General features: G+C 67.8%; 19 protein-coding genes, 1 tRNA gene and 1 other RNA gene. 16 read left to right on the forward strand and 5 right to left on the reverse strand.

Annotated features, from left to right (window positions below; translation table 11 throughout):
• Positions 1-18: 18 nt before the first annotated feature.
• The 6 genes from C4S70_RS05365 to C4S70_RS05390 all read left to right on the forward strand — a co-directional run bounded on the left by C4S70_RS05365 (position 19) and on the right by C4S70_RS05390 (position 5,556).
• Positions 19-1,209, forward strand: a complete 1,191-nt coding sequence (locus tag C4S70_RS05365; protein ID WP_104007090.1) for a toxic anion resistance protein — start codon at positions 19-21, stop codon at positions 1,207-1,209.
• Between the two features lie 52 nt (positions 1,210-1,261).
• Positions 1,262-2,137: a DUF2927 domain-containing protein gene (locus tag C4S70_RS05370; protein ID WP_104007091.1), complete on the forward strand. Its 876-nt coding sequence runs from the start codon at positions 1,262-1,264 to the stop codon at positions 2,135-2,137.
• 109 nt (positions 2,138-2,246) lie between these two features.
• Complete coding sequence (trpB, locus tag C4S70_RS05375) at positions 2,247-3,497, forward strand: tryptophan synthase subunit beta (RefSeq protein WP_104007092.1); 1,251 nt, start codon at positions 2,247-2,249, stop codon at positions 3,495-3,497.
• 245 nt (positions 3,498-3,742) lie between these two features.
• Positions 3,743-4,351, forward strand: coding sequence for a hypothetical protein (locus C4S70_RS05380; RefSeq protein ID WP_104007093.1), 609 nt, complete (start codon positions 3,743-3,745; stop codon positions 4,349-4,351).
• A gap of 107 nt (positions 4,352-4,458) precedes the next feature.
• Positions 4,459-5,004, forward strand: coding sequence for a hypothetical protein (locus C4S70_RS05385; protein WP_146064176.1), 546 nt, complete (start codon positions 4,459-4,461; stop codon positions 5,002-5,004).
• Between the two features lie 24 nt (positions 5,005-5,028).
• A complete protein-coding gene (locus C4S70_RS05390) occupies positions 5,029-5,556 on the forward strand; it encodes a helix-turn-helix transcriptional regulator (RefSeq protein WP_104007095.1) in 528 nt (175 codons plus the stop codon).
• A gap of 12 nt (positions 5,557-5,568) precedes the next feature.
• On the opposite strand, the gene C4S70_RS05395 is transcribed toward C4S70_RS05390, so the two are convergent.
• Both C4S70_RS05395 and pth read right to left on the reverse strand, forming a co-directional pair.
• Entirely contained in the window at positions 5,569-7,881 is a 2,313-nt protein-coding gene (locus C4S70_RS05395; RefSeq protein ID WP_104007096.1) for a cytochrome P450/oxidoreductase, read from the reverse strand.
• 86 nt (positions 7,882-7,967) lie between these two features.
• Positions 7,968-8,648 (reverse strand): aminoacyl-tRNA hydrolase, encoded by a 681-nt coding sequence (pth, locus tag C4S70_RS05400; RefSeq protein ID WP_104007225.1) that lies wholly within the window; start codon positions 8,646-8,648, stop codon positions 7,968-7,970.
• Positions 8,649-8,988: 340 nt separating this feature from the next.
• Between pth and C4S70_RS05405 the strand changes: the two genes are divergently transcribed.
• Together C4S70_RS05405 and ffs are read left to right on the forward strand one after the other, a co-directional pair.
• On the forward strand, positions 8,989-10,896 hold the full coding sequence (locus C4S70_RS05405; RefSeq protein WP_160114846.1) for a 5'-nucleotidase C-terminal domain-containing protein: 1,908 nt from the start codon (positions 8,989-8,991) through the stop codon (positions 10,894-10,896).
• Positions 10,897-10,952: 56 nt separating this feature from the next.
• Positions 10,953-11,051, forward strand: an RNA gene (ffs, locus tag C4S70_RS05410) — signal recognition particle sRNA small type.
• On the opposite strand, the gene C4S70_RS05415 is transcribed toward ffs, so the two are convergent.
• On the reverse strand, positions 11,052-11,573 hold the full coding sequence (locus C4S70_RS05415) for a phosphatase domain-containing protein (protein WP_104007098.1): 522 nt from the start codon (positions 11,571-11,573) through the stop codon (positions 11,052-11,054). It lies immediately after the preceding RNA gene.
• Between C4S70_RS05415 and C4S70_RS05420 the strand changes: the two genes are divergently transcribed.
• The 4 genes from C4S70_RS05420 (at position 11,549) to C4S70_RS05435 (ending at position 15,403) form a co-directional block, all read left to right on the forward strand.
• The gene (locus tag C4S70_RS05420) at positions 11,549-13,468 is read left to right on the forward strand and encodes a DNA polymerase III subunit gamma/tau (protein ID WP_104007099.1); all 1,920 of its coding nucleotides are present in this window, start codon (positions 11,549-11,551) and stop codon (positions 13,466-13,468) included. The two genes, C4S70_RS05415 and C4S70_RS05420, sit on opposite strands and share 25 nt — an antisense overlap.
• Positions 13,469-13,558: 90 nt before the next feature.
• The gene (locus C4S70_RS05425) at positions 13,559-13,903 is read left to right on the forward strand and encodes a YbaB/EbfC family nucleoid-associated protein (RefSeq protein ID WP_104007100.1); all 345 of its coding nucleotides are present in this window, start codon (positions 13,559-13,561) and stop codon (positions 13,901-13,903) included.
• Between the two features lie 40 nt (positions 13,904-13,943).
• The gene (gene recR / locus C4S70_RS05430) at positions 13,944-14,537 is read left to right on the forward strand and encodes a recombination mediator RecR (protein WP_104007101.1); all 594 of its coding nucleotides are present in this window, start codon (positions 13,944-13,946) and stop codon (positions 14,535-14,537) included.
• Positions 14,538-14,593: 56 nt separating this feature from the next.
• The gene (locus C4S70_RS05435; RefSeq protein WP_104007102.1) at positions 14,594-15,403 is read left to right on the forward strand and encodes a PaaX family transcriptional regulator C-terminal domain-containing protein; all 810 of its coding nucleotides are present in this window, start codon (positions 14,594-14,596) and stop codon (positions 15,401-15,403) included.
• Positions 15,404-15,408: 5 nt separating this feature from the next.
• On the opposite strand, the gene C4S70_RS05440 is transcribed toward C4S70_RS05435, so the two are convergent.
• Entirely contained in the window at positions 15,409-16,101 is a 693-nt protein-coding gene (locus tag C4S70_RS05440) for a lysophospholipid acyltransferase family protein (RefSeq protein ID WP_160114847.1), read from the reverse strand.
• Positions 16,102-16,229: 128 nt separating this feature from the next.
• Here C4S70_RS05440 and C4S70_RS05445 point away from each other — a divergent pair.
• The 4 genes from C4S70_RS05445 (at position 16,230) to C4S70_RS05460 (ending at position 21,350) form a co-directional block, all read left to right on the forward strand.
• A tRNA-Trp gene (locus C4S70_RS05445) sits at positions 16,230-16,305 on the forward strand.
• Between the two features lie 177 nt (positions 16,306-16,482).
• Positions 16,483-17,850: a TolC family protein gene (locus C4S70_RS05450; RefSeq protein ID WP_104007104.1), complete on the forward strand. Its 1,368-nt coding sequence runs from the start codon at positions 16,483-16,485 to the stop codon at positions 17,848-17,850.
• Positions 17,847-20,027: an ATP-binding cassette domain-containing protein gene (locus tag C4S70_RS05455; RefSeq protein WP_104007105.1), complete on the forward strand. Its 2,181-nt coding sequence runs from the start codon at positions 17,847-17,849 to the stop codon at positions 20,025-20,027. The genes C4S70_RS05450 and C4S70_RS05455 overlap by 4 nt, the downstream gene beginning before the upstream one ends.
• Complete coding sequence (locus tag C4S70_RS05460) at positions 20,028-21,350, forward strand: HlyD family type I secretion periplasmic adaptor subunit (protein WP_104007106.1); 1,323 nt, start codon at positions 20,028-20,030, stop codon at positions 21,348-21,350.
• Here C4S70_RS05460 and C4S70_RS05465 read toward each other — a convergent pair whose 3' ends face one another.
• Positions 21,351-23,549, reverse strand: a complete 2,199-nt coding sequence (locus C4S70_RS05465; protein WP_104007107.1) for a CHASE2 domain-containing protein — start codon at positions 23,547-23,549, stop codon at positions 21,351-21,353.
• Positions 23,550-23,598 lie beyond the last annotated feature (49 nt).

The raw sequence follows: 23,598 nt of genomic DNA on the forward strand, positions 1-23,598 counted from the left end.
AGGAAGAAAGGAAAACCCATGTCCGAAGACATCCGCAGAAAGGCCGAACAGACGCTGGCCGAGGTCGAGGAGGTGACCGCGAAAATCCTGCCCGAGCCGGCCGGCGGCATTGCCCCGATGGAGGAGGCCGACGAGGATCAGCGCGCCGAGATCCGCAAGCGCATGGACGAGATCGACATGGCCGACACCAATTCGATCGTGTCCTTCGGGTCGGCCGCCCAGGCCGAGCTGCAGGAAATCAGCCAGGCGATGCTGGCCGACGTGCGCAACAAGGACGTGGGCCCCGCGGGCGACAGCCTGCGCGACATCGTGACCACGATCCGCGGCTTTTCCGTCAGCGAACTGGACATGCGCCGCGAACGCAGCTGGTGGGAGAAACTGCTGGGCCGCGCCGCGCCCTTTGCCAAGTTCACCGCCCGCTATGAAGAGGTGCAGAGCCAGATCGACCGGATCACCGACAATCTGCTGGAGCATGAACACACCTTGATGAAGGACATCAAGTCGCTGGACCTGCTCTATGAACGGACGCTGAAATTCTACGACGAGCTGGCGCTCTATATCGCTGCGGGCGAGGAAAAGCTGGCCGAGCTTGACAGCCACGACATCCCCGAACTGGAGGCCGCGGTGGAGGCCGCGCCCGAGGGCGAACAGGTGATGAAGGCGCAGCAGCTGCGCGATTTGCGCGCGGCGCGTGACGATCTGGAACGGCGGGTGCACGACCTGAAGCTGACGCGGCAGGTCACGATGCAGTCGCTGCCGTCGATCCGGCTGGTGCAGGAAAACGACAAGAGCCTCGTCACCAAGATCAACTCGACGCTGGTGAACACGGTGCCGCTGTGGGAAACCCAGCTGGCGCAGGCGGTGACGATCCAGCGCAGCGCCGAGGCTGCGGCGGCGGTGCACGAGGCCAACGACCTGACCAACGAACTGTTGACTGCGAACGCGGCGAACCTGCGCCAATCCAACCGGATGATCCGCGAAGAGATGGAGCGCGGCGTGTTCGACATCGAGGCGGTGAAGAAGGCCAATGCCGAACTGATCGCCACGATCGAGGAAAGCCTTCAGATCGCCGACGAGGGCAAGGCCCGGCGCGCCGCCGCCGAGGCCGAGCTGAAGAAGATGGAGGCCGAGCTGCGCGACACGCTGGCCGCGGCCAAGGCGCGCCGCGACGGGATCGGCGACACTTCCGGCACCTCTGTTCCGGGTTGAGGGGCGCGTGGGGAAAGGGATTCGGAAACGGCTCGCGGCGGCGTTCTGCGTCATGACGGCGCTGGCGGCGTGCGATCCCGCCGCGCTGACGGCCCCGACCAGTTCGCCGGCACCGGCCGCGCGCCCCGAGGTCCGGTCGGCCCGCAGCCGCGATCTGCAACGTTACTACCTTGCGGTGCAGAACGACCTGCTGGCCAACGGGCTGTTGCGCACCGACGGAGGCGGGCCGGACACGCCCTTTGACGCCGATGATCTGGTGCGCAACTTTGAACGCATCGCCTTTTTCGACGAATATTCCCGCGGCGGGCGCGGCGGCGGCACGCTCAGCCGCTGGGAAGTTCCCGTGCGCGTCGGGATCGAATTCGGCCCCTCGGTGCCCCCCGCACAGCGCAATAAGGACGACGCCGACATCCGGGCCTATGTGGCGCGCCTGGCGCGGATCACCGGCCACCCGATCAGCGTGACTGACCGTCGGACGAATTTCCACGTCTTCGTGGCCGGTGAGGATGACCGCGATTTCGTACAGAACCGGATGCGGCAGCTGGTGTCCGGCGTGTCGGATTCGGAACTGTCGCTGTTCCGCGACCTGCCGCGATCCTTCTATTGCTTCGTGGTGGCAGTATCCGACCGCCGGAACCCCAACGCCTATGTCCATGCCGCCGCGCTGATCCGGGCCGAACATCCCGACCTGGTGCACCTGTCCTGCATTCATGAGGAACTGGCCCAGGGGCTGGGGCTGCCCAATGACAGCCCCCAGGTGCGGCCGTCGATCTTCAACGACGACGACGAATTCGCCCTGCTGACAACCCATGACGAGATGCTGCTGCGAATGCTCTATGACCCGCGCCTGTCGCCCGGCATGACCGCCGAACAGGCCCGCCCCGTGGCGCGGATCATCGCAAACGAGCTGATGGGAACGGGGTCCTGACGCCCGTCCTCGCCGCCTGGCCCGGCCGATCGCGGCCGCGCGCCCCCAGCACCCGCTTGCCCTTGCCCCCCGCCCGTTCTAGGACAGGGGAAACAGGTGCGAGGTTCCCATGGCCGACGATCTTTTCAACAGCTTCATGAACGGCCCCGACGAGCGCGGCCGGTTCGGCATCTTTGGCGGGCGGTTCGTGTCCGAGACGCTGATGCCGCTGATCCTGTCGCTTGAGGAGGAATACGACAAGGCCAAGGACGACCCGTCCTTCTGGGCCGAGATGGACCACCTCTGGAAACACTATGTCGGCCGGCCCTCGCCGCTCTATTTCGCCGAGCGGCTGACCGAACGGCTGGGCGGGGCCAAGGTCTATTTCAAGCGGGACGAGCTGAACCACACCGGCGCGCACAAGATCAACAACGTGCTGGGCCAGATCCTGCTGGCCCGCCGCATGGGCAAGACCCGGATCATCGCCGAAACCGGCGCCGGCCAGCACGGCGTGGCCACCGCCACCGTCTGCGCCAAGTTCGGTCTGAAATGCGTGGTCTACATGGGGGCCCATGACGTGCGCCGGCAGGCGCCCAACGTGTTCCGAATGCGGCTTCTGGGGGCCGAGGTGGTGCCGGTGACATCCGGCCGCGGCACGCTGAAGGACGCGATGAACGACGCGCTGCGCGACTGGGTGACCAATGTGCGCGACACGTTCTACTGCATCGGCACCGTGGCCGGGCCGCACCCCTACCCGGCGATGGTGCGCGATTTCCAGTCGATCATCGGCAAGGAAGCGAAACAGCAGATGCTCGAGGCCGAAGGCCGCCTGCCCGACACGATCATCGCCGCGATCGGCGGCGGGTCGAACGCGATGGGACTGTTCTACCCCTTCCTCGACGACGAAAGCGTCCGCATCATCGGGGTCGAGGCCGGCGGCAAGGGCGTGAACGAAAAGATGGAGCACTGCGCCTCGCTCACCGGCGGGCGGCCGGGGGTGCTGCACGGCAACCGCACATACCTGCTGCAGGACGATGACGGGCAGATCCTCGAAGGCTATTCGATCTCGGCGGGACTCGATTATCCCGGCATCGGCCCGGAACACGCCTGGCTGCACGAGGTGGGCCGCGCCGAATATGTCTCGATCACCGACAAGGAGGCGCTGGAGGCGTTCCAGTTGAGCTGCGAGACCGAGGGAATCATCCCCGCGCTGGAACCCTGCCACGCGCTGGGGCATGTGATGAAGATCGCCCCCGACCTGCCCCGCGATCACATCATCTGCATGAACATGTGCGGCCGGGGCGACAAGGACATCTTCACCGTGGCCAAATACCTCGGATTCGACATGTCCGACACCGAGGGCCGCGAGGTCGAGGACTGAAACCTTCGCCACGGCATTTTCGCGTTGCAGGACCGCGCCTTGGACAAACCCGGGGCGCGGTCTTTTTTGTCCGCGCGGCGCGAACACTGGCATAAACCCCGGTTTATGGCCTGCGCCCCAAGGTTTACGACCGGCCGGATAAACCGATCACGAATGGAGCCGTCCGCCGTTCCGACGTCATGTGAGACGTGCCAGCCACCGAAGGCAGTTGTGGCAGGCGTTGCACAACAGTTGGAGCGAGAAAGATGATGAAACGGACCTTCACCTTTGCCGCCATCGGCGCGGCGTTCATGTTCACCGGACATTCGACGCAGGCGGCTCCGGCAACCGGCGTCTCGGCGCTGGCAATTCAGGCGGCCGATTTCGGCAAGCTGCTCGACCACGGATCGCTGGTCACCGAGGTCACGATGCGCAGCTTCAGCGGGCGCGTCGATGACAGTACGGTTTCGGGTGACGATGCTTCGGATGACAGCGGTCGGGGACGGGGGCGAGGGCGCGGGCGGGGCGCCGATGACGGCCCGGACCACGGTGACGACCACGGGCGCCGCGGGCGCGGCATGGACGACGGTTCCGATGATGGTGACGATCATGGCCGTCGTGGACGCGGTGCGGATGACGGGCCGGACCACGATGCAGGCGATGACCACGGCGGCCGGGGGCGCGGGGCGGATGACGGCCCCGGCCACGATGCCGGCGACGACCATGGTGGCCGGGGGCGTGGGGCGGATGACGGCCCCGGCCACGATGCAGGCGACGACCATGGTGGCAACAGCGGTCCCGGCGGTGGCGACGACGGCGACGGCGATGGCGACAGCGACGGCGATGGCGACAGCGACGGCGACGGCGATGACTGAGGCGCCGATCCGCGCAACAGTCGAGACGTGGACGTGAAAGCGCCACGCGACACGAACGCCCTGCGGGGTCCGGGCCATGCCCGGGCCCCGATCGAATGGAAGACACCATGTTGAAACGGCTCCTCCCCCTGTTTTTCCTGGTCCTGATGGCCGCGCCCGCACAGGCCAACCGGATCACGGATGACATCGTGGCCCAGCTCAGAGCCCAGGGGTTCACGGAAATCACGATCAGCCGCACCCTTCTGGGGCGCACCAGGGTCAAGGCCGTCAGCCCCACGATGAGCCGCGAGATCGTGCTGAACCCGCGAACCGGGGTGATCATGCGCGACTATTGGAAGGCCAAGGACGAAACGGCGCGCGGCGCCGTGTCGATCGTGGACCCGAACTCGGGCAGCAACGCCGTTTCCAATGACGACGACGATGGCGGCAAGGGCCGTGGTCGTGGCCGGGGCCGGGGTCGTGGCGGCGACGAAGACGGTGACGATGGCGGCAACAGCGGATCGGGCAGTGACCGCGGCGACGACGGAGATGACGGCGACAGTGGCGGCAACAGCGGGCCCGGAGGAGGCAACGACGGGGACGGCGACGGGGACGGCGACGGGGATGGTGACGGGGATGGTGACGGGGATGGTGACGGGGGCGGCGATGACTGACCCCGACGGGCCGGAGGGTCGCCCATGACCAATCGCTATGTCCTGATCGGATTGCTCGTGCTGCAGGTTCTGTGCGCCGCGTTCTTCGTGCAGGACATCGTGGTGTCGGTGCTCCAGCTGCCGGTGCCGCCGATCAGCTGGGAACTTTACGAGTTGATCGAAATCGGCGCCGCGCTGGGGTTGATCCTCGGCGTGGTGTTCGGCGCGCTGGTTGTGCGGCACTCGGCCCGGTCCGCCGCCCGGGCGCATGACCAGTTGCGCATTGTTTCGGGCGCCTTCATGGAACTGCTCGAGGAACGGTTCGAGGAATGGGGCCTGACCCCGGCCGAGCGCGAGGTCGCCCTGTTCGCCATCAAGGGGCTGACCATCCCCGAAACCGCGGGGCTTCGCAATACGTCCGAAGGCACCGTGAAGGCCCAGACCAACGCGATTTACCGCAAGGCCGGGGTGAACGGCCGGTCGCAGCTGCTGAGCCTGTTCATCGAGGATCTGATGAACGGCGACATCGCGGCCGCCGCGCAGGCGGCGCAGAACTCGAAAAGGACCGCCTGACCGCCGCCGCGGTCAGAGCGCCAGCACCAGCCGCCTTCCCCTGGCACGCGAACAGCAGGTCATCATCCGATCGCCCCGGTCCCGCTCGGCCCGGCTGAGCACCCGGTCGCGGTGGTCGATCTCGCCCTCCAGCACGCGGGCTTCGCAGGTGCCGCACAGGCCCTCGCCACAGTCGGTCTGGAGATCCACCCCCGCCCGGCGCAGCGCCTCGAACACGGTTTCGTCGGGCGCGACCTGAATGGTCATATCGGAATCGGCCAGCACCACCTCGAACCCGTGCTCTCTGGACGGATCCAGCCCCGACGCGCCCGCGCTGAAATATTCGTAATGCAGCGTGCCTTCGGGCCAGCCGCGCGCCAGATCCTGCAACGCCTCCAGCATCCGTTCCGGCCCGCAGGCGTAGACCTGCGTCCCCGCGCCGACCCCCGTCAGCTCAGCGGCCATGTCCAGCCGGGTGCCTTCGTCGCTGACATGCAGGCGCAGCCTGTCGCCGTGATCGCGCATGACACGCTCCAGCAGCGCCATGGCCGCGCGGGTCGCCCCGCAATAGTGCAACCGGTAGGGCCGCCCCAGCGTCCTGAGCCGGTCCGCCATGGCGAGGATCGGCGTGATTCCGATGCCGCCGGCGACCAACACATAGCTCTCGGCGCCCTCGTCCAGCCGGAAGTGGTTGCGCGGACCCGCGATGTGCACCGTCGCGCCCGCCTCGAGCGTGTCGTGGAAATGGCGCGATCCGCCGCGGCCATCCTCTTCGCGCAGGATCGCGATCTGATAGGTCGAGCTGTCCTGCGCATCACCGCACAGCGAATATTTCCGCCGGAACCCGCCCGCCACCAGATCCACATGCGACCCCGGCGTCCATTTCGGCAAGGCCTTGCCGCGCGGATCGGCCAGGCGGTAGCTGCGAACCCCGGTCGCCTCGTCGCGCACCTCCTGCACCACCACGCGGCGCAGGGTGTCGTCGCGCACCGGCGCGCCGATCGGGAAAGACATGGCGCGATCGAGGATCGAGGGATCGTGGCGCTCGGGGTTCTGCGCCGGATCCCATTCCACCAGGAGCCGCGCGGGTCCGCGGAACGAGATATTGCGCAGGTTCTCGAAAGTCTGCCCCGGCACCAGCCGCATGTGCGGCAGGCGGCGGGTGAATTCTTCAAGGAACACGCGCATCTCCATCCGGCCGATATTCTTGCCCATGCACTGATGCGCGCCATAGCCGAAGGTCAGGTGCTCCACCGCGTTGTCGCGGTAGATGTCCACCTGATCGGGGTTCTCCCAATGCGCCGCATCCCGGTTGGCGCTGGCCTGCACGATCAGCAGCTTGCCGCCCTTGGGGATCTTCACGCCGCCTAGTTCGGCGTCATCGGTGGCGATCCGTCGCCAGGCTATGATGGATCCGGCCACGCGCAGGCATTCCTCGACCGCGCTGGGGATCAGGGCGGGGTTCTCGCAGATCTCCTCCCACGCGTCGCGGTGGGTCAGCAGGGTCCAGAACGCGTTGGCCGTGGCGTTCGAGGTGGTTTCGTGCGCCGCAGCCAGAATCGCCATCATCATCGACCGCATGTAGCTTTCGGGCACGATGTCGGGATGTTTGAAATGCTGGCGGACGGTTTCATACATCCAGCCTTCGCCGTCGGGGTTGGCGATCATGTCGTCGAGGATCTCGTTCGCGGTCTGCCAGAACCGGCCCACGTTCTCGGCGATTTCGATCTGCTCTTCGGGGGGCGGCCGCCCCCAGGTGTTGAGCGTGTGCGCCACGGCGAACTGCCGCAGCCTTTCGGCTCCCTCGTCCGGCACGCCGAGGAAATGCAGCGCCACGGTCAGCGGAATTTCATAGAAGATGTCGTTCACCAGATCCGCGTGGCCGCGGTCGATGAACCGGTCCATGTAGTCGCGGCACAGCCGGCGCACCATCGGTTCGTGCCGGGCCAGCCGTTCGGGCAAGAAATCGTCGAGCAGCAGCCGCCGGCGCTCCATGTGCTGGGGCTCGTCCTCGTTCACCATGGTGCGCTGGAGGTTGTAGTTGTATTTTCGCAGGATCGCCTGCGCCTCGGCCGTTGGCGGCGTCATCTTTTCCAGCGCGATCGCGGGCGAGAACAAGTTATTGTCGCGGAAAACCGCTTTCACGTCCTCATACCGTGTCACCACCCAGTAGCCGATGTCGGGGGCGTAGAAGACCGGCTCTCTCTCGCGCGCCCGGCGCAGTGCCTCGGCCGGGTCGAGCTGGTAGGGGCCGTCGAACGGACGAAAGGCGGCGGCATCGGCCGAGATCGGGCAGCCGTTCGGCGCCACGCCATGCGGACAGGGCGCGGTGGAGCTGGTGGCCATCAGGGATACTCCCACGGTTTCGCGTCAGGCATCAGGTCTCCGGCCGATACTGACCCGGTCTGTCCGACGGGTGCAAGGGGGGAGGCTCAGCGGAACTTGTCCACCAGCTTCTGCAGGGGTGAGCGGGTATCCGGTTCGGGGTTCTGCGATGCCCGCTCGGGCTTTGCGGTCTTGCCTTTGTTTCCGGTCGAGGAGCGCGGCGGCGCCGTGCGCAAAGCGACCGCGTTCTGGAACCGCGCTGCGTCGCCTTCGGCGAGCGCGACCGCCCCGTCCGAGATGCCGCGCAGCACATCGCCCAGCCAGTCTTCATCAGCGCGGGAGAAGTCGTGCAGGACATAGCCCGAGACGAGTTCCTTGCGGCCAGGGTGCCCGATGCCGATGCGGACCCGGCCGTAGGCGTCGCCGATATGCTGGTGGATCGACCGCAGCCCGTTGTGGCCCGCATGCCCCCCTCCCTGTTTCACGCGCACCTTGCCGGGGGCGAGGTCGAGTTCGTCATGGAACACGATCACGTCCTCGGGCGAGAGCTTGTAGAAGCGCATCGCCTCGCCCACCGCCTGGCCGGAGAGGTTCATGTAGGTCTGGGGCTTGAGCAGCAGCACCTTTTCGCGGCCGAGCCGGCCTTCGGCCACGAGGCTGTGGAACCGGGATTTCCAGGGTCCAAATCCGTGATCCTCGGCGATGCGATCGACGGCCATGAAGCCGACATTGTGCCTGTTGCGTGCATATTTCGCGCCCGGGTTGCCCAGTCCTGCAAAGATTTTCATGCGCCTTGTCCCGTCTTCGGTACGTGCCTTCATGCACTGAAACCGCCACCGATTCCAGTGCATCCGGCGGGTTCGGGCGGCGCGCCGCGGGTTCTGGCGGCGCGCCTGTCCACCGTTGCCAAGACGGTGCGCCTTCGGCGCAAGTCCTTGTCTCGGCCCCGGCCCGGAGGCCGGGGCCTCGGGTGCCTCCGGCGGGAGTATTTGGCGGCAAGATGAAGGAACAGCGGGATCTCGCCGGAACTATCGGTGTTTCCCGCAAGAGCGCTAATTTGGAAACGCACTGTTTCCAAAACGTGGCGCTCATTGACAAGATTCGCATGAGCCCGCCATTGAGATGATGATGGACAGAAGCAGTGCGCGGATATGTCAGGAGCCGTCGGTCAGGGCGCGGCTGCGTCTTCTGGCGACCACCGATTTGCACATGCATCTGACCGGGTTCGACTACAATCTGGATCGCCCGGATCCGTTCGTCGGTCTGACGCGGGTCGCGACATTGATTCGGCAGGCCCGTGCCGAGGCGGCGGCCATGCGAGCGGGCGTTCTGTTGTTCGACAATGGCGATGCCCTGCAGGGGACCGCACTGGCCGATCTTGCCATCGGACGGACAAGGGGGCGGCATCCGTTGATGGGCGCGCTTGCCGAGCTGGGTTATGACGCGATCGGGCTTGGCAACCATGATTTCGACTTTGGGCTGGACCGGTTGCGGGACGTTCTGGCGCAGGCGCCCTGCCCGGTGATCGGCTCGAACCTCGCGGCCGCGGAGCCGGGTGCGCTGGGGTCCATCAAGCCCCATGCCGTGCTGGAACGAACCCTGCCGACGGCGACCGGCGTTCGGGTCGGGGTCATCTCGCTGCTGCCACCCCAGACGATGCAGTGGAACGCGCATTGGCTGGTCGGGAGAATGACCGTGGGCGACATGCTGCAGGCCGCCCGACGCGCCGTGGCCGAATTGCGACGGCAAGGGGCGGACCTGGTGGTCGCCCTGGCTCATGGCGGGCTGGGGGGCGAAGAACCCCGGACCGGCATGGAGAACCCGGTGATCCCGCTCGCCGCGCTGGAGGGCGTTGACGCGATCGTGGCGGGGCATACGCATCTTGTCTTTCCCGGCCCTCGTCACGCAGGCGTGCCGGAGGCTTCGGGGCCTGTGGATCATGGCGCGGGGACGGTGCATGGGGTGCCCGTCGTTATGGCCGGTTCCGCCGGGTCGCATCTGGGCGTGATAGATCTGGAACTGGAACGGAGCGGGAGCGGGCGGTGGACCGTGACCTGTGCGCGGTCGGAATTACGTCCGGTGGCGCGACGGACCCCCGAAGGTGCGACCGAGAGCGCGACCGAAGAAGATCCCCGGCTGCTGCGGCTGCTGCGTCGTGACCACGAAGCCACGCGCGCCCGGCTTGCCCGGCCGGTCGGTCGGGTTGGCCGCCCCCTGCACAGCTATTTCAGCTTTGTCGCCGAAGATCGCGCCACGGCGCTCGTGGCAGCGGCCCAGGCCGCCGCGCTGCGCCCGCATCTGGCCGACTCTCCCGCCCACGGCCTGCCCGTCCTGTCGGCCGCCGCTCCGGCCCGCAGCGGCGGGCGCGCCGGGCCGTTCGCCTATACCGACATCCCGGCCGGAGACGTGTCGCTTCGCCATGTCATCGCTCTTTGCCCCCATGAAAACACGCTGTGCGCCGTGATCCTGACCGGCGCACAGATCCGGGACTGGCTGGAACATGCCGCCGGTCTGTTCAACCGGGTCCGGCCCGGGGGGCAAGGGCAGGCCCTGATTGATCCATCCTTTCCGGGGCATGATTTCGACATCCTGCACGGGCTCGACTGGATCGTGGATCCGTCCCGGCCTCGCCGGTTCGGCGATGACGGCCGATTGCTGGACTGCGACGGCGGGAGAATCCGCGCGCTGCGCCATGCCGGTCGTCCGGTCCGGCCGGACGAGCGATTCGTCGTCGCGCTCAACAGCTATCGCGCCGCCGGCGGCGGCCATGTGGCGGCGCTTGATGGGGCCAAGGAACTCCCCTTGCCCCGGATCACGATCCGGGACGCCGTGGCGGACTATATCTCGGGGCGCCTGGCAAGGGACGCGTTGGAAGATATCGGCCCCGCGTGGCGGTTCGCGGCGATGCCGGGCACCACGGTCACGGTGCCCACCGGTCCCGGCGCGGCGGCGCATCTGCACGAACTGGAAGGCACCGGCATCAGGGTTCAGGGGCCCGACGCACAAGGTTTCCTGCGGCTGGTGGTGCCATTGTGACCGCCCGGCGCGCGCAATCGCTTGCCAATCCCCCGCCCGCCGCCTATATGCCGCCCCGAGAGGCTGGCGCGGGCAGGCGCCTCGCCAACCCGGTCAGGTCCGGAAGGAAGCAGCCGTAACGAGCCCCGCCTGGGTCGCTGTCCAGTCTCTCACCTTCAGCTCAGATGCAGCCGCCCGGGCCGCCGGGGACCGCTCCGCCCGGCCAGCGCCCATTGCATCTGCGCGTCGGTCTCGATCGCGCAGGGCCGCACCCGGCGCAAATGTTCAAGCGCCGCCTGCGGATCCTCGCCAATCTCGACCAAGAGCCGCAGGGCGATCATCCCCGACCGCCCGCATCCGCCATTGCAATGCACCAGCACCCGTCCGCCGCCCTGCAGCGCCTGGCGCGCGGCCTGGCTGGCCTCGGGCCAGAGACGTTCGACCCGCGGCGCCGGCGTGCCGAAGTCGGCGATCGGCAGGTGCCGCCAGCGGCTGCCCATGCTCTGGATGTCGGTGCCCAGAAGCTGCGCCCCGGCCTTGGCCATCTCCGAGTCGGTCGTCAGGGTCAGGACGAGGCCCGGCTTCCAGTCGCGGATCAGGTCCAGATCGCCCCGATAGCGCCCGCCGCGCCCCGGCAGCGGACAGATGGCCAGCGTCCCCCGGCCCGCCTGCAATGCGTGGATCACCATGCCCGGCATCTTGCCAGCCCCGTTTTCCTCACCCCTGCGGGACTTTAGCCGAACACCGCCCCTGCCCCAAACGGTTTCCGTCCCGGCAATGCTGGACGCCGAGGCGGGCGCGCTCTAGGCTGTCGGGCAACCACGAATCCGCCAGAGCAGAGATGACAGAGACCCCCGCGAAACCCTATCAGGTGCTTGCCCGCAAATACCGGCCCGAAACATTCGCCGATCTGGTCGGGCAGGACGCGATGGTGCGCACGCTGAAGAACGCCTTTGCCGCCGACCGGATCGCGCAGGCCTTCATCATGACCGGCATTCGGGGCACCGGCAAGACGACCACCGCGCGGATCATCGCCAAGGGGATGAACTGCATCGGGCCGGACGGCACCGGCGGGCCGACAACCGAACCCTGCGGCCAGTGCGAACATTGCGTGGCGATCAGCGAGGGCCGCCATGTGGACGTGCTGGAGATGGACGCGGCCAGCCGCACCGGCGTGAACGACATCCGCGAGATCATCGACAGCGTGCGCTATCGGGCGGCCAGCGCGCGCTACAAGATCTACATCATCGACGAGGTTCACATGCTGTCCAACAGCGCCTTCAACGCGCTGCTGAAGACGCTGGAAGAGCCGCCCGAGCATGTGAAGTTCATCTTTGCCACGACCGAGATCCGCAAGGTGCCGGTCACGGTGCTGAGCCGCTGCCAGCGGTTCGACCTGCGCCGGATCGAACCGGAGGAGATGATCAAGCTCTTGCGCCGGATCGCCGATGCCGAGGGGGCAAAGATCACCGACGACGCGCTGGCGCTGATCACGCGCGCGGCCGAAGGGTCGGCGCGGGACGCGACGTCTCTGCTGGATCAGGCGATCAGCCACGGCGCGGGCGAAACCACCGCCGATCAGGTCCGCGCCATGCTGGGGCTGGCCGACCGGGGCCGGGTTCTGGACCTGATGGACATGATCCTGCGCGGCGACGCGGCAGGCGCCCTGACGGAACTGGGCGCGCAATATGCCGAGGGCGCCGACCCGATGGCGGTGCTGCGCGATCTGGCCGAGATCACGCATTGGGTGTCGGTGGTCAGGATCACCCCGGACGCGGCCGAGGATCCCACGATTTCGCCCGACGAACGGGCGCGCGGGGTGCAGATGGCCGAACGCGTGCCGATGCGGGTGCTCACGCGCATGTGGCAGATGCTGCTGAAGGCCCTGGAAGAGGTCGCGGTCGCGCCCAACGCCATGATGGCGGCCGAGATGGCGATCATCCGCCTGACCCATGTGGCCGACCTGCCCAGCCCCGAGGAGCTGGTGCGCAAGCTGCAGGACAGCCCGCCCCCGCCCGTGTCCCCCGGCCCCGGCGGGGGCGGCGGGATGACGGCGGGCGCAACCGGCCCCGCCCCGGCGCAGGGGCGCGCGCCCCTCTCCGGCGGAGGCGGCGGGTCCGCCGTGACGGCGCTCGCGCAGGATGCCGAAACCGCGCTGGCGCGGTTCCCGACCTTCGGCCACGTCATCGAGCTGATCCGCGCCAACCGCGACGTAAAACTTCTGGTCGAGGTGGAAACCTGCGTGCGGCTGGTGTCCTACCAGCCGGGGCGCATCGAGTTCGAACCGTCCGACGACGCCCCCCGCGATCTTGCCCAACGGCTGGGCGCGCGGCTTCAGGCCTGGACCGGCAACCGCTGGGCGATCAGCGTCGTCGCCGAGGGCGGCGCCCCCACCATCGCCGAGGAACGCGATGCCGAAGCGAGCGCCCTGCGCGCCCGCGCCGCGGAACACCCGCTGGTGCAGGCGGTGCTGGCCCGGTTCCCCAAGGCCCGGATCACCGAAATCCGCACGCCGGAACAGTTGCAGGCCACCGCGCAGGCCGAAGCCCTGCCCGAGGTCGAGGACGAATGGGATCCGTTCGAGGATCTCTGATGACAGGCCACGTCCAGGCGCCCAGCCCTTGTGCCGGGGCCGCCGCGCCCGTATCTAGGCGCAAACGCGTTCCACCACAGGAGACCGGACATGCTGAAAGGTTTGGGCCAGCTTGGCGACATGGCCAAGATGATGAAGGCCGCGCAGGAAATGCAGCAGAAGATGGCGCAGCTGCAGGAAGAGATGCACAACCTGCTGGTCACCGGCGAATCCGGGGCCGGGCTGGTCAAGGCCACCTGCACCGCCAAGGGCGAACTGAAGTCGCTGGACATCGACCCGTCGATCTTCAACGCCGAGGACAAGGAAGTGGTCGAGGATCTGATCCTGGCCGCGATCAAGGACGCCCAGACCAAGGCCACCGAGAAGGTGCAGGAGGAAATGGGCAAGCTGACCGAGGGCATGGGCCTGCCCAAGGACATGAAGCTGCCCTTCTGAGGAGTCCGGGCGGGCACCAGAGCCCCGCCCGCCATGCGACATGAGCGCCAGCCGCGAAATCGAGGATCTGATCGAACTGATGGCCCGTCTGCCGGGCCTCGGCCCCCGGTCGGCGCGGCGCGCGGTGCTGCACCTGATCCGCAAGCGGGGGGCACTGCTGGCGCCGCTGGCACAGGCCATGCAGCAGGTCGCCGATTCCGCCCGCGAATGCCTCAACTGCGGCAATATCGGCACCTCGGACATCTGCGACATCTGCGCCTCCGAAAAACGCGCGACGGGCGAACTGTGCGTGGTCGAGGACGTTTCGGACCTGTGGGCGATGGAACGCGCCGGCGTGTTCAAGGGCCGCTATCACGTCCTTGGCGGCACGCTGTCGGCGCTGGATGCGGTGGGGCCCGAGGATCTGCGCATCCCGCGCCTCGTGGAGCGTATCGGCACCGAAGGCATCACCGAGGTGATCCTTGCGCTCAACGCCACCGTGGACGGCCAGACCACCGCCCATTACATCGCCGACCAGTTGCAGGGCCGGGTGCGGCTGACCTCGCTGGCGCAGGGTGTGCCGATCGGCGGCGAGCTGGACTATCTGGACGACGGCACCATCTCGGCCGCGCTGCGCGCGCGCCGGGAATTGTGAACGCCCCGCCCCGGAAACCGTCGGTGCCGCGACCGCCAAGCCCATGGAATATCAGCATGAATGACGCCTCAGACCGATGGTTCAACGACTGCGTGGCCGCGCTCAACGACCCGCGCAACCAGCGCGTCTGGTCGATCATCGTCACCGTGTTCGGCGACCTCGCCCAACGCCCCGGCGACCGTCTGAGCGGCGCGGCACTGTCGCGGATCATCGAACCGCTGGGCGTCCGCCCCGAGGCGATCCGCGTCGCCCTGCACCGGCTGCGCAAGGACGGCTGGCTGGAAAGCGCGCGCGAGGGCCGCGAAAGCCGGCATTTCCTGACCGAGTTCGGCCGCGCCCAAAGCGCCGCCGTCACCCCGCGCATCTATGACCGCGCGCCCGTGGTGGCCGAACGCTGGCACGCACTGATCGCCGGCAATGCGGATGGCGTGGCCGCGCTGCGCGAGTTGTTGCCGGCCGAGAATTACATCGGCGTGGGCGACACCGTGGCGCTGGGCGAAGGGCCACTGCCTGGGAACACGAACGGCCTTCTCGGTCTCGAGATCGGCGCCCTGCGGGTGCCGGACTGGCTGCGGGCGTCAATCATCCCGCCGGACCTGAACGCGGCCTGCAGGGATCTGATGCGGTCATTGGAACAGGCCGACGCGCTGGTGCCCTCCGCCGGGGCGGCCTCGCCCCTGCAGACGGCCACGCTGCGCACGCTGATCGTGCACCGCTGGCGCCGCGTGGTGTTGCGCCACCCCGATCTGCCGGCTGACTTCTACCCCGCCGATTGGCCCGGCGCGAAGTGCCGCGAACGCGTGTTCCGCCTGCTCGATCGCCTGCCACGCCCGCCGATCCCGGAAATCGAGGCCGCGGCCTCTTGAACCGGTTACGCCCCGGTCAGCCGCCCCGCGGCGTGGTCGCTGGCGTCGGTCACCTCGTCCAGCGCGGCCTGCAGGCTCAGCCGCAGCCGCTCCATTTCCTCCTCGCTGGGCTTGCGCGGGACGGTTTCCCGCCATTCCCGGCACATCAGCACGCCCTTGCTGAAAGGCGTGGGCAGCCACATCCTGTCCCACGTGGGAAACTCCAGCACCCGGTTGGCGGAAAACGACACCACGAACACCCGGCATCCCGAACTGCGTGCCCACACCAGCGGCACGGTCGAAGCGATCCGTGCCGGACCGCGCGGCCCGTCGGTGGCGATCCCGATGGAATAGCCGTCGCGGATCTTGCCCAACACCTCGCGCGAGAGCGCGACATGGCGCTTGTGACTGGACATCGCGATTGTGTCGAAACCGAACCGCGCCTGCACCTGCCCCGCCAGCCGCCCCGCCCGCGCCGAGGAGGTCAGCGTGCAGATCCGGCCCAGCGACACGTCGAACAGCCAGGGCGACATCATCAGCCGCTGGTGCCATAGCGCCACGATCACCGGCTCGCCCGCGCGCAGAGCCTCGTCCATCGGCTCGAACCCGATGCGGTCCCAGCTCGAGCTGTCATGGGCAAAGCGGATCCACGCCGCGATCAGCCCCTCGACCGAGCGGTTGAACCATGCGCTGTCCGCGATCTTCTTTCTCAGGCTCATCTGCTCAGGGCGCGTGCGATTGTTCCTGTCGGCCGTGTTCATACTGCACCCGTCCGCCCGCGCAAGTGCAGTGGCATGCGATTTCCTCTTGCCCCTGCCGCGCGGGTGGCTTAGATCGTGCGCGCAACAGGGGTATAGCTCAGTTGGTAGAGCGACGGTCTCCAAAACCGTAGGTCGCGGGTTCGAATCCTGCTGCCCCTGCCATCTCTTCCCCTGCATTGCTTTCCGCGTCACGCAGACTCAGGCGAATCCTGTCGACGATGGGTTTCCTTCACCGTGAATGTCCGTCCAAAAAAAAATTCTGAGACATTTCTACCAATTGAGGCATAATGGAACCCTTAGGGTCACCCCAAAAGGCGTTGTGTCTTGGCATCTTGTCGTTTGTTTCTCATTGCACTTGCCGTTGCTCTGATCTCTTCCGGGCCGCCGACTCTTGCGCATGACATCCGGGATTCGGTTCGCACCGCGCTGGCCTCGAACCCGAAGATGCGGGCGCGGGACGCGGCGGTGCGCGCGGCGGCCTTCGACCTGCTCGAAACCCGCGGCAGCTACATGCCCACCGTGTCCATCTTTGGCACGATCGGCCCGGAATACGTGGACGACCCCGGCGGCCTGACGCCGTCCGACAATGCGCATACCAAGAACGCCCGCGAGATTGGCATCGTGGCCCGGCTGCCAGTGTTCGACGGGCTGCGCCGGGCCAACACCGTCTATGCCCGCGCCGCGCGGCTGGACCGCGAGATGTTCGCCTTTCTCGACGCCTCGGAAACCATGTCGCTGACAGTCGCGCAGGCCCATATCGACGTGGCCCGGCTCGAGGCGCTCATGCGGATCGCGCGGGACCACCTGAACCGCCATCTCGAAATCTCGCGCCAGGTCGAAGAGCTGGTGACTGGCGGGCGCCTGCCGCTCAGCGACCAGCTTCAGGCCGAAACACGGGTCGAAGCCGTGCGGATCACCATCAGCGACCTGGAACGCGACCTGGACCTTGCCAGGGCACGCTATCTGGAGCTGGTCGGCATCCCGCCGCGAGCCCCGCTGACCACGCCGGCGATCCCGGCCCTGCCGCGCAGCCGCGATGCCATGATCCGAACTGCGGTGCGCAACAATTTCCGCATTCGCAGCGCGCAGGCCAACGTGGACGCGCGCAAATTCGAACGCAACATCGCCGAGGCCGACTATCTGCCGCAGGTTTCTGTCAACGCTGGCGCTTCGGTGGGGCGGGATCTCGATGGTTCCAGCGGCGACGAAAGCCGCGTCTTCGTCGGCGTGACGCTGGACTGGCAGATTTTCAGCGGAGGCCGGACCGAACGGCGCCTGGCGTTGATCGAGCGGCAGAACGAGGCGCTCTATGACCGCATGGCGATCATCCGCGAAGTCGAACGGTTGGCTGGCGAGGCCTGGAGCCGGCACCAGTCGTACCAGCGAGTCGCCGATCTGGCGGCGCGGCAGGTGGCGACCAACCGCGAACTGGTGGATCAGTATCTGGTCGAGTTCAACGCGGCGACCCGCAGCCTGCTGGACGTGCTCATCGCCGAGACCGAACTGTTCCACGCGCGCCTGACCCAGTTGAATGCGCGGGCCGGGGCGCTGTTCAGCGCCTACCGCATTCTTGCCGCCGAAAGTCGGCTGGCCGAACATTTCGGGATCGACCGCACCGGCGAACTTCTCGCCCTCGAAGTCCGAGCCACGGAAACGCAAAAACCGTTCAGCGTCATCGACAAGGCCCGGCCGGTCGTGGATAAATGAACCGGTCGGTGGCCGGGGCCGCCCCTGCTCGGCCCGCCGCGCCAGCGGCCGAGGACGAGCGCCTCGATCCGCCGCTGCGGCTGGTGCGCTGGTTCGCCGCGTTTCACGGCCGCCCCTTCACCGCCGCCGCGGTTCTCGCGCGGCTGCCGGCGGGTGCGAATCTTGCCCGGCCCGATGATCTGGAATTGGCGCTGGCGGCGCTGGGTCTGAAGACCCGCAGCCATCGGGCCGACCTGCGACGTCTTGATCCGGCGGTGCCGCCTTGTATCGCGTTTCGCCACAAGGGCAGCCCGGTGGCCGTGGTCTCGATCACCCCCGCGCGCGGGTCGGTCGAACTGTTCGACCCCGAAACCGGCCTGACCGAGCATCACCCGATGCGGGTATTCCGCCGCCGAATCGCGCCAGATCTGCTGCTGGTGGCACCTGAAGAGGATCAGCGGACCCGCCCCGGCGCCCCCCCGGCGCCGACCGCCGCGGCCGACCGGCACTGGTTCTGGGGGCCGGTGCGCGACAACTGGCGCGGCTGGGCACAGGTGGTGCTGGCGACACTGCTCATCAATCTGATGGCGCTGGCGCTGCCGCTTTTCGTGATGAACGTTTATGATCGGGTGATCCCGACCTTCTCGACCGTGACGCTGTGGACTCTGGCGATCGGGGTCGGGCTGGCGATCGCGCTGGACCTGCTGTTGCGGCTGTTGCGGGCGGGACTGCTGGAACGGATCAGCCGGCGGGTCGATCTCAGGGCGGCCTCGGCGCTGTTTCGGCAGGCTCTGAACCTGCGGCTGCTGGACCGGCAGGACGGCGCGGCCTCACTGGCCAGCCGGATCCGGGAATATGAGGCGGTGCGCGAGCTGTTTGCCTCGACCTCGTTCGTGGCGGCGGTGGACCTGCTGTTCGTCGGGCTGTTCATCGGCGTTCTGGCGATCGTCGTCGGCCCGCTGGCCTGGGTGCCGCTGGGGGCGATGGCGGTGATTTTGACGCTGGCGCTGCTGGCGCAGATCCCGATGGCCCGCACCGCCGATACCGCCGGAGACGTGGCCGCGCGCCGTCTGAACGTGCTGGCCGAGGCGCTGGGCGGCGTGCTCACGGTCAAGGCGCTGAATGCCGAACCGGTGATGCAGCGCGAATGGGAACGGGCGGTGGCCGCCTCGGCCCGGCTGAACGGCCGGGCGCGGGTCTGGGCCAATTTCGTGCAAAGCGCGACGCTGGCGGTGCAGCAGCTGACCAGCATCGTGATCGTGGCTTGGGGCGTCTATCTGGTTGTCGATGGAACGATCTCGGTCGGCGCGCTGATTGCCGCGAACATCCTTGCCTCGCGCGCGCTGGCGCCGCTGGCGCTGATCGCCCAGACAGTGTTTCGGGCCCAGTATGCGCGCAAGTCGCTGGGCGCGCTGGACGCGATCATGCAGACCCCGACCGAAAGCACCCAGGCTGTTCGGTCCGGGCTGCGGGTGCGCAGGGGCGAGGTGTCGCTGCGCGATGTGGATTTCACCTGGCCGGGCGCCGCCACCCCGGCGCTGCGGGGCGTGTCGCTGGACATCCCGGCCGGGGCACGGGTGGCTCTGTTGGGCCGAGTCGGGTCCGGCAAATCGACGCTGGGCAAGATGCTGGCGGGGCTGATCGCGCCCGATACTGGCACGGTGCTGATCGACAGCCACGGTGCGAGCCATTACGACCCGGCCGAACTGCGCGCCGGCATCGGCTATCTGCCGCAATCGCCCGAGTTCTTCACCGGCACCCTGCGCGAGAACCTTCTGATCGGGCGCCCCGACGCTACGCAGGACGAAATCGACCGGGCGCTCTACCTGTCCGGCCTCGACGATTTCGTGGCCGCTGCGCCCGAGGGGCTGGCGCTTTTCATCGGCGACCGGGGCGCGCGGCTGTCAGGCGGGCAGGCGCAGGCGCTGTCGCTGGCGCGGCTGCTGATCCGGCGGCCCCGGCTGATGTTCCTCGACGAACCCACCAACTCGATGGACCAGGAAATGGAGGCGCGGGTCTGCCGCCGCCTGGACCGTGATCTGGGCCGCGACTGCGGGCTGATCCTCTGCACCCACCGCCAGCCGCTTGCGGTGATCGCGGATCGTTATGCCGTCCTTGATGCCGGGCGCAAGGTGCTGGACGGCCCCCGCGCCGAGGTGACGGCGGCGCTGTCGGCGGCGCCTGCGGGGGGCGGATAGATGTTCGGACAGAACGCGGAAGAGATGTTCGTGAACAATCCCGGCGCCTCCGTGCATGGTCAGACCGCGCGCGGCGCCGGCGTCCTGTTGCTGGCGATCGCCGCGGCGGTCGGCGCCTTCCTGCTCTGGGCGGCGACTCGCGAGCTCGAGGAATACACCCGCGGTCAGGGCCAGGTGGTCCCGTCGAGCCGCGTTCAGGTCGTGCAAAGCCTCGAAGGGGGCATCGTCCGCAGCATCGAAGTGAACGAAGGCGACCTGGTCGAGCGCGGCGACGTGATCATGCAGATCGACGATACGCGGTTCGCCTCGGAACTGGGCGAACTGAGACAGCGGCGCGGCGCGCTTCTGGCCGAGCGGTTGCGGCTTCAGGCCGAAGCGGCCCTTGCCGACGAGCTGCGCTTTCCCGCCGAACTCGCGGCCGAGAACCCGCGTGCGGTGGCGGCCGAGCGCGAGGTGTTCGAGACCCGCCGCCAGCAGCTGACCCATGAGCTGCAGTTGCGGCAGGACCGACTGCGCCAGCGGCAAAGCGAACTGGCCGAACTGCAAGCCCAGCAGCTCAAGCGCAGCAAGATGATCCGACCCTTGCGCGAAGAGGTCGCGCTGACCGAACAGATGACGAAATCCGGCGCCGTGCCGCGGATCGAACTATTGCGCCTGAGCTCGAAACTGGCGGCTCTGGAAGGCGATCTCGAGGTTGGCAAGGCCACCAGGGCGCGGCTCGAGGCGGCGATCGAACAGGCCCGGACCGAGATCGGAGTGGCAAGGTCGGGCTACGTTCTGGCGGCGCGACAGCGGCTGGCCGAGTTGCAGGTCGAACTGGCAGTGGTCGAGGAAACGCTGCGCGCCGCCCGCGACCGCGTCGCCCGCACCCGGATCCGCGCGCCGGTGCGCGGTGTCGTGAATGCGCTTGGGGTCACGACGCTGGGTGCGGTGGTCAGCCCCGGCCAGTCACTGGCCGAAATCGTGCCCGCCGATGACGGGCTGGTGATCGAGGCCAACCTGCGCCCGGCCCACGTGGCCTTCGTCAAGCCGGGGGCCGAGGTGTCGGTCAAGGTCACGGCCTATGACTATCTGATCTATGGCGACCTGAAGGGCCGGGTGGCGCGGATCGGAGCGGACACGGTTGCCTCGTCAGATGGCACGGAGTTCTTCCGCGTGATGATCGAAACAGACCGCAAGCATTTGGGAACCGAAGACAATCCGCTGCCGATCTCGCCGGGGATGGTGGCGACGGTGGACATCCTGACCGGCCGCAAGACGGTTCTGGATTATTTGCTGAAACCGATCCGGCGGGGCCAATACGAGGCGCTGCGCGAGCGCTGATCACTTCTCGAGCGCGTCGAACACGCCGTCCCAGCCCGGGCCGGGCGGATCCGCCTTCAACCGCCGGATCCGCCGCCGGAACAGCCCGGCATAATGCGACAGATCCAACCGCAGATCGGACGCGCGGCGCTCGATTTCATCCAGCCGCGCGATCGCCGTGTCCCAGTGGCCCGCGCGATATGCCTTCAGCATCGACGCCACTTGAGCCGACAACGCCCGGAACCGCTTTCGCCCGGCCATGCGACGTTCCCCGAACAAGGCGAAAATCCGCTCGGGCCGTGTCTTCCCCTTGACCCGGATCAGATCCAGCTCGATCAGTGCGAAATCGCCCTTGACCGCCTCCGCCGTAGTCGAGCCGACGATGATCGGCACGCCGTAGGTCTTGGACTGTCCCTCCAGCCGCGAAGCCAGGTTCACCGTATCGCCCAGAGCGGTGTAGTCGAAACGCGTGTCGCTGCCCATGTTGCCGACGAAACAGGGGCCCGTGTTGACCGCGATCCCGATCCTGATGGGATGCACCTGTTGCCCCGGTTTCGCCGCACCCCGGCGCTGACGGTTGTATTTCTCGACCGCCCGCATCATCCGCACCGCCGCGCGGCAGGCGGACCGCGGGTGATCGGGATGCGGCAGCGGCGCGTTCCAGAACGCCATCACCGCATCGCCCATGAACTTGTCGATGGTGCCGCGGTGTTCGAGGATCGCGTTCGACATCACCGTGAGAAACCCGTTCATCAGCCGCGTCAGTCCCTGCGGATCGTCGCGGAAACCTTCGGACAGGGTGGTGAACCCCCGCACGTCACTGAACAGCACCGACAGGTCGCGCCGCTCGCCGCCCAGCTTCAACGCCTCGGGGTGATCGGCCAACTGCGCCACGAGATCGGGCGAGACGTATTGGCCAAAGGCATTGCGGATCTCGCGGCGGCGGCGTTCCTCGCGCAAGTAGTTGGTGCTGGACATCAGCATCACCATCAGAACCATCGAGGCCACCGGATAGGTAGGGTCGATCAGCTGCCCGTTTCGCAGGAAGAGCGCGTAGGAAAATGTCGCAAAGGCAGCGACCAGCGCCAGGGTGCTGACGATCAGCCAGCTCGCACGCATCATCGGCGCCAGAGAGATGACCAGCAGCGACAGCGCCGCGATCCAGAACAGTTCCTGCCCCGTGGCCGAGTTGTCCCGCGACAACAGCGTGCCGCCCAGGATGTTCTCGAGCAGTTGCGCGTGGATTTCGACCCCGGCCATCGACACGCCCAGCGGGGTGGGACGGAAGTCCTCTAGCCCGATCGCCGAAGTGCCGACCAGCAGCAGATGCCCCGCCAGCCGCCCCGCCGGCACCCGGCCATTCAGCAGATCGGCAGCCGATACGAACCGGCCTGGGTCCGACGGAGAAAAGCGCGGCCAGACGGTGCCGTCGCCCTGGGTGCGGATCAGCTGGCCGGCGACGACCACGCCGTCGATCCCGGCCTCGTTCGACCGGATCGCGAAGGCGTCGCCCCCTGTCGCGATCCGCAAAAGTTCGGCCGTCAGCGTCAGGCGCAGCGCGCCTTCGACCATCATCACCACCGGCATGCGGCGATAGATGCCGTCCGGGTCGGGGATCACGGTGAACACCCCGCGCCCGGCGGCGGCATCCTCGAGCTCGGGCAGGTTCTGCACCAGCTCGGGAAACTTCAACAGAAACGGCGTGGGATCGGGGCCGATGATGGCGTGGGGCACCTGCCGGATCTGCTGCGCCGAAACCCCGGTCTGGGTGGCGTCGCGCACGCTGGTCTGGCCGGTCACGATCCGGGCTCGGGCAAAGCTGTCCGCCAGGATCATGTCGTTGGACGGCAATTTCAGCATCTCGGCGCGCAGGCGGTCGGGCAGGATCGGGTTGTCCCGCGCGATCAGCGCCGGCGACAGCCGGTCGGGTTCGGAAAACACGATGTCGAAGGCCACCGCGACCGCGCCGGCCTGCATCGCGCGGTCCACAAGCTCGGCGATCTTCGTGCGCGGCCAGGGCCACTGGCCGATCTCGGCGAGACTGCGGTCATCGACATCCAGGACGGCGACAGGAAAAGCACGGTCCTCGGGCGGGGCGATCCGCTGATACAGATCGAACGCCTGCAGGCGGAGCCGCTCGACGACGATCGGATCGACGACCCGCAGCGCCAGCAGTCCGGCCAGCAGCGTCAGACCGGCGATCCGGCCCCAACTGAACATTTCGGCGATCCTGCTCCACACGCGGCTCGACCCTCCATATGGCGGCCAG

Origin of the sequence: Jhaorihella thermophila, assembly GCF_900108275.1 — a bacterium.
In the GTDB taxonomy this organism is placed as follows: Bacteria; Pseudomonadota; Alphaproteobacteria; order Rhodobacterales; family Rhodobacteraceae; genus Jhaorihella; species Jhaorihella thermophila.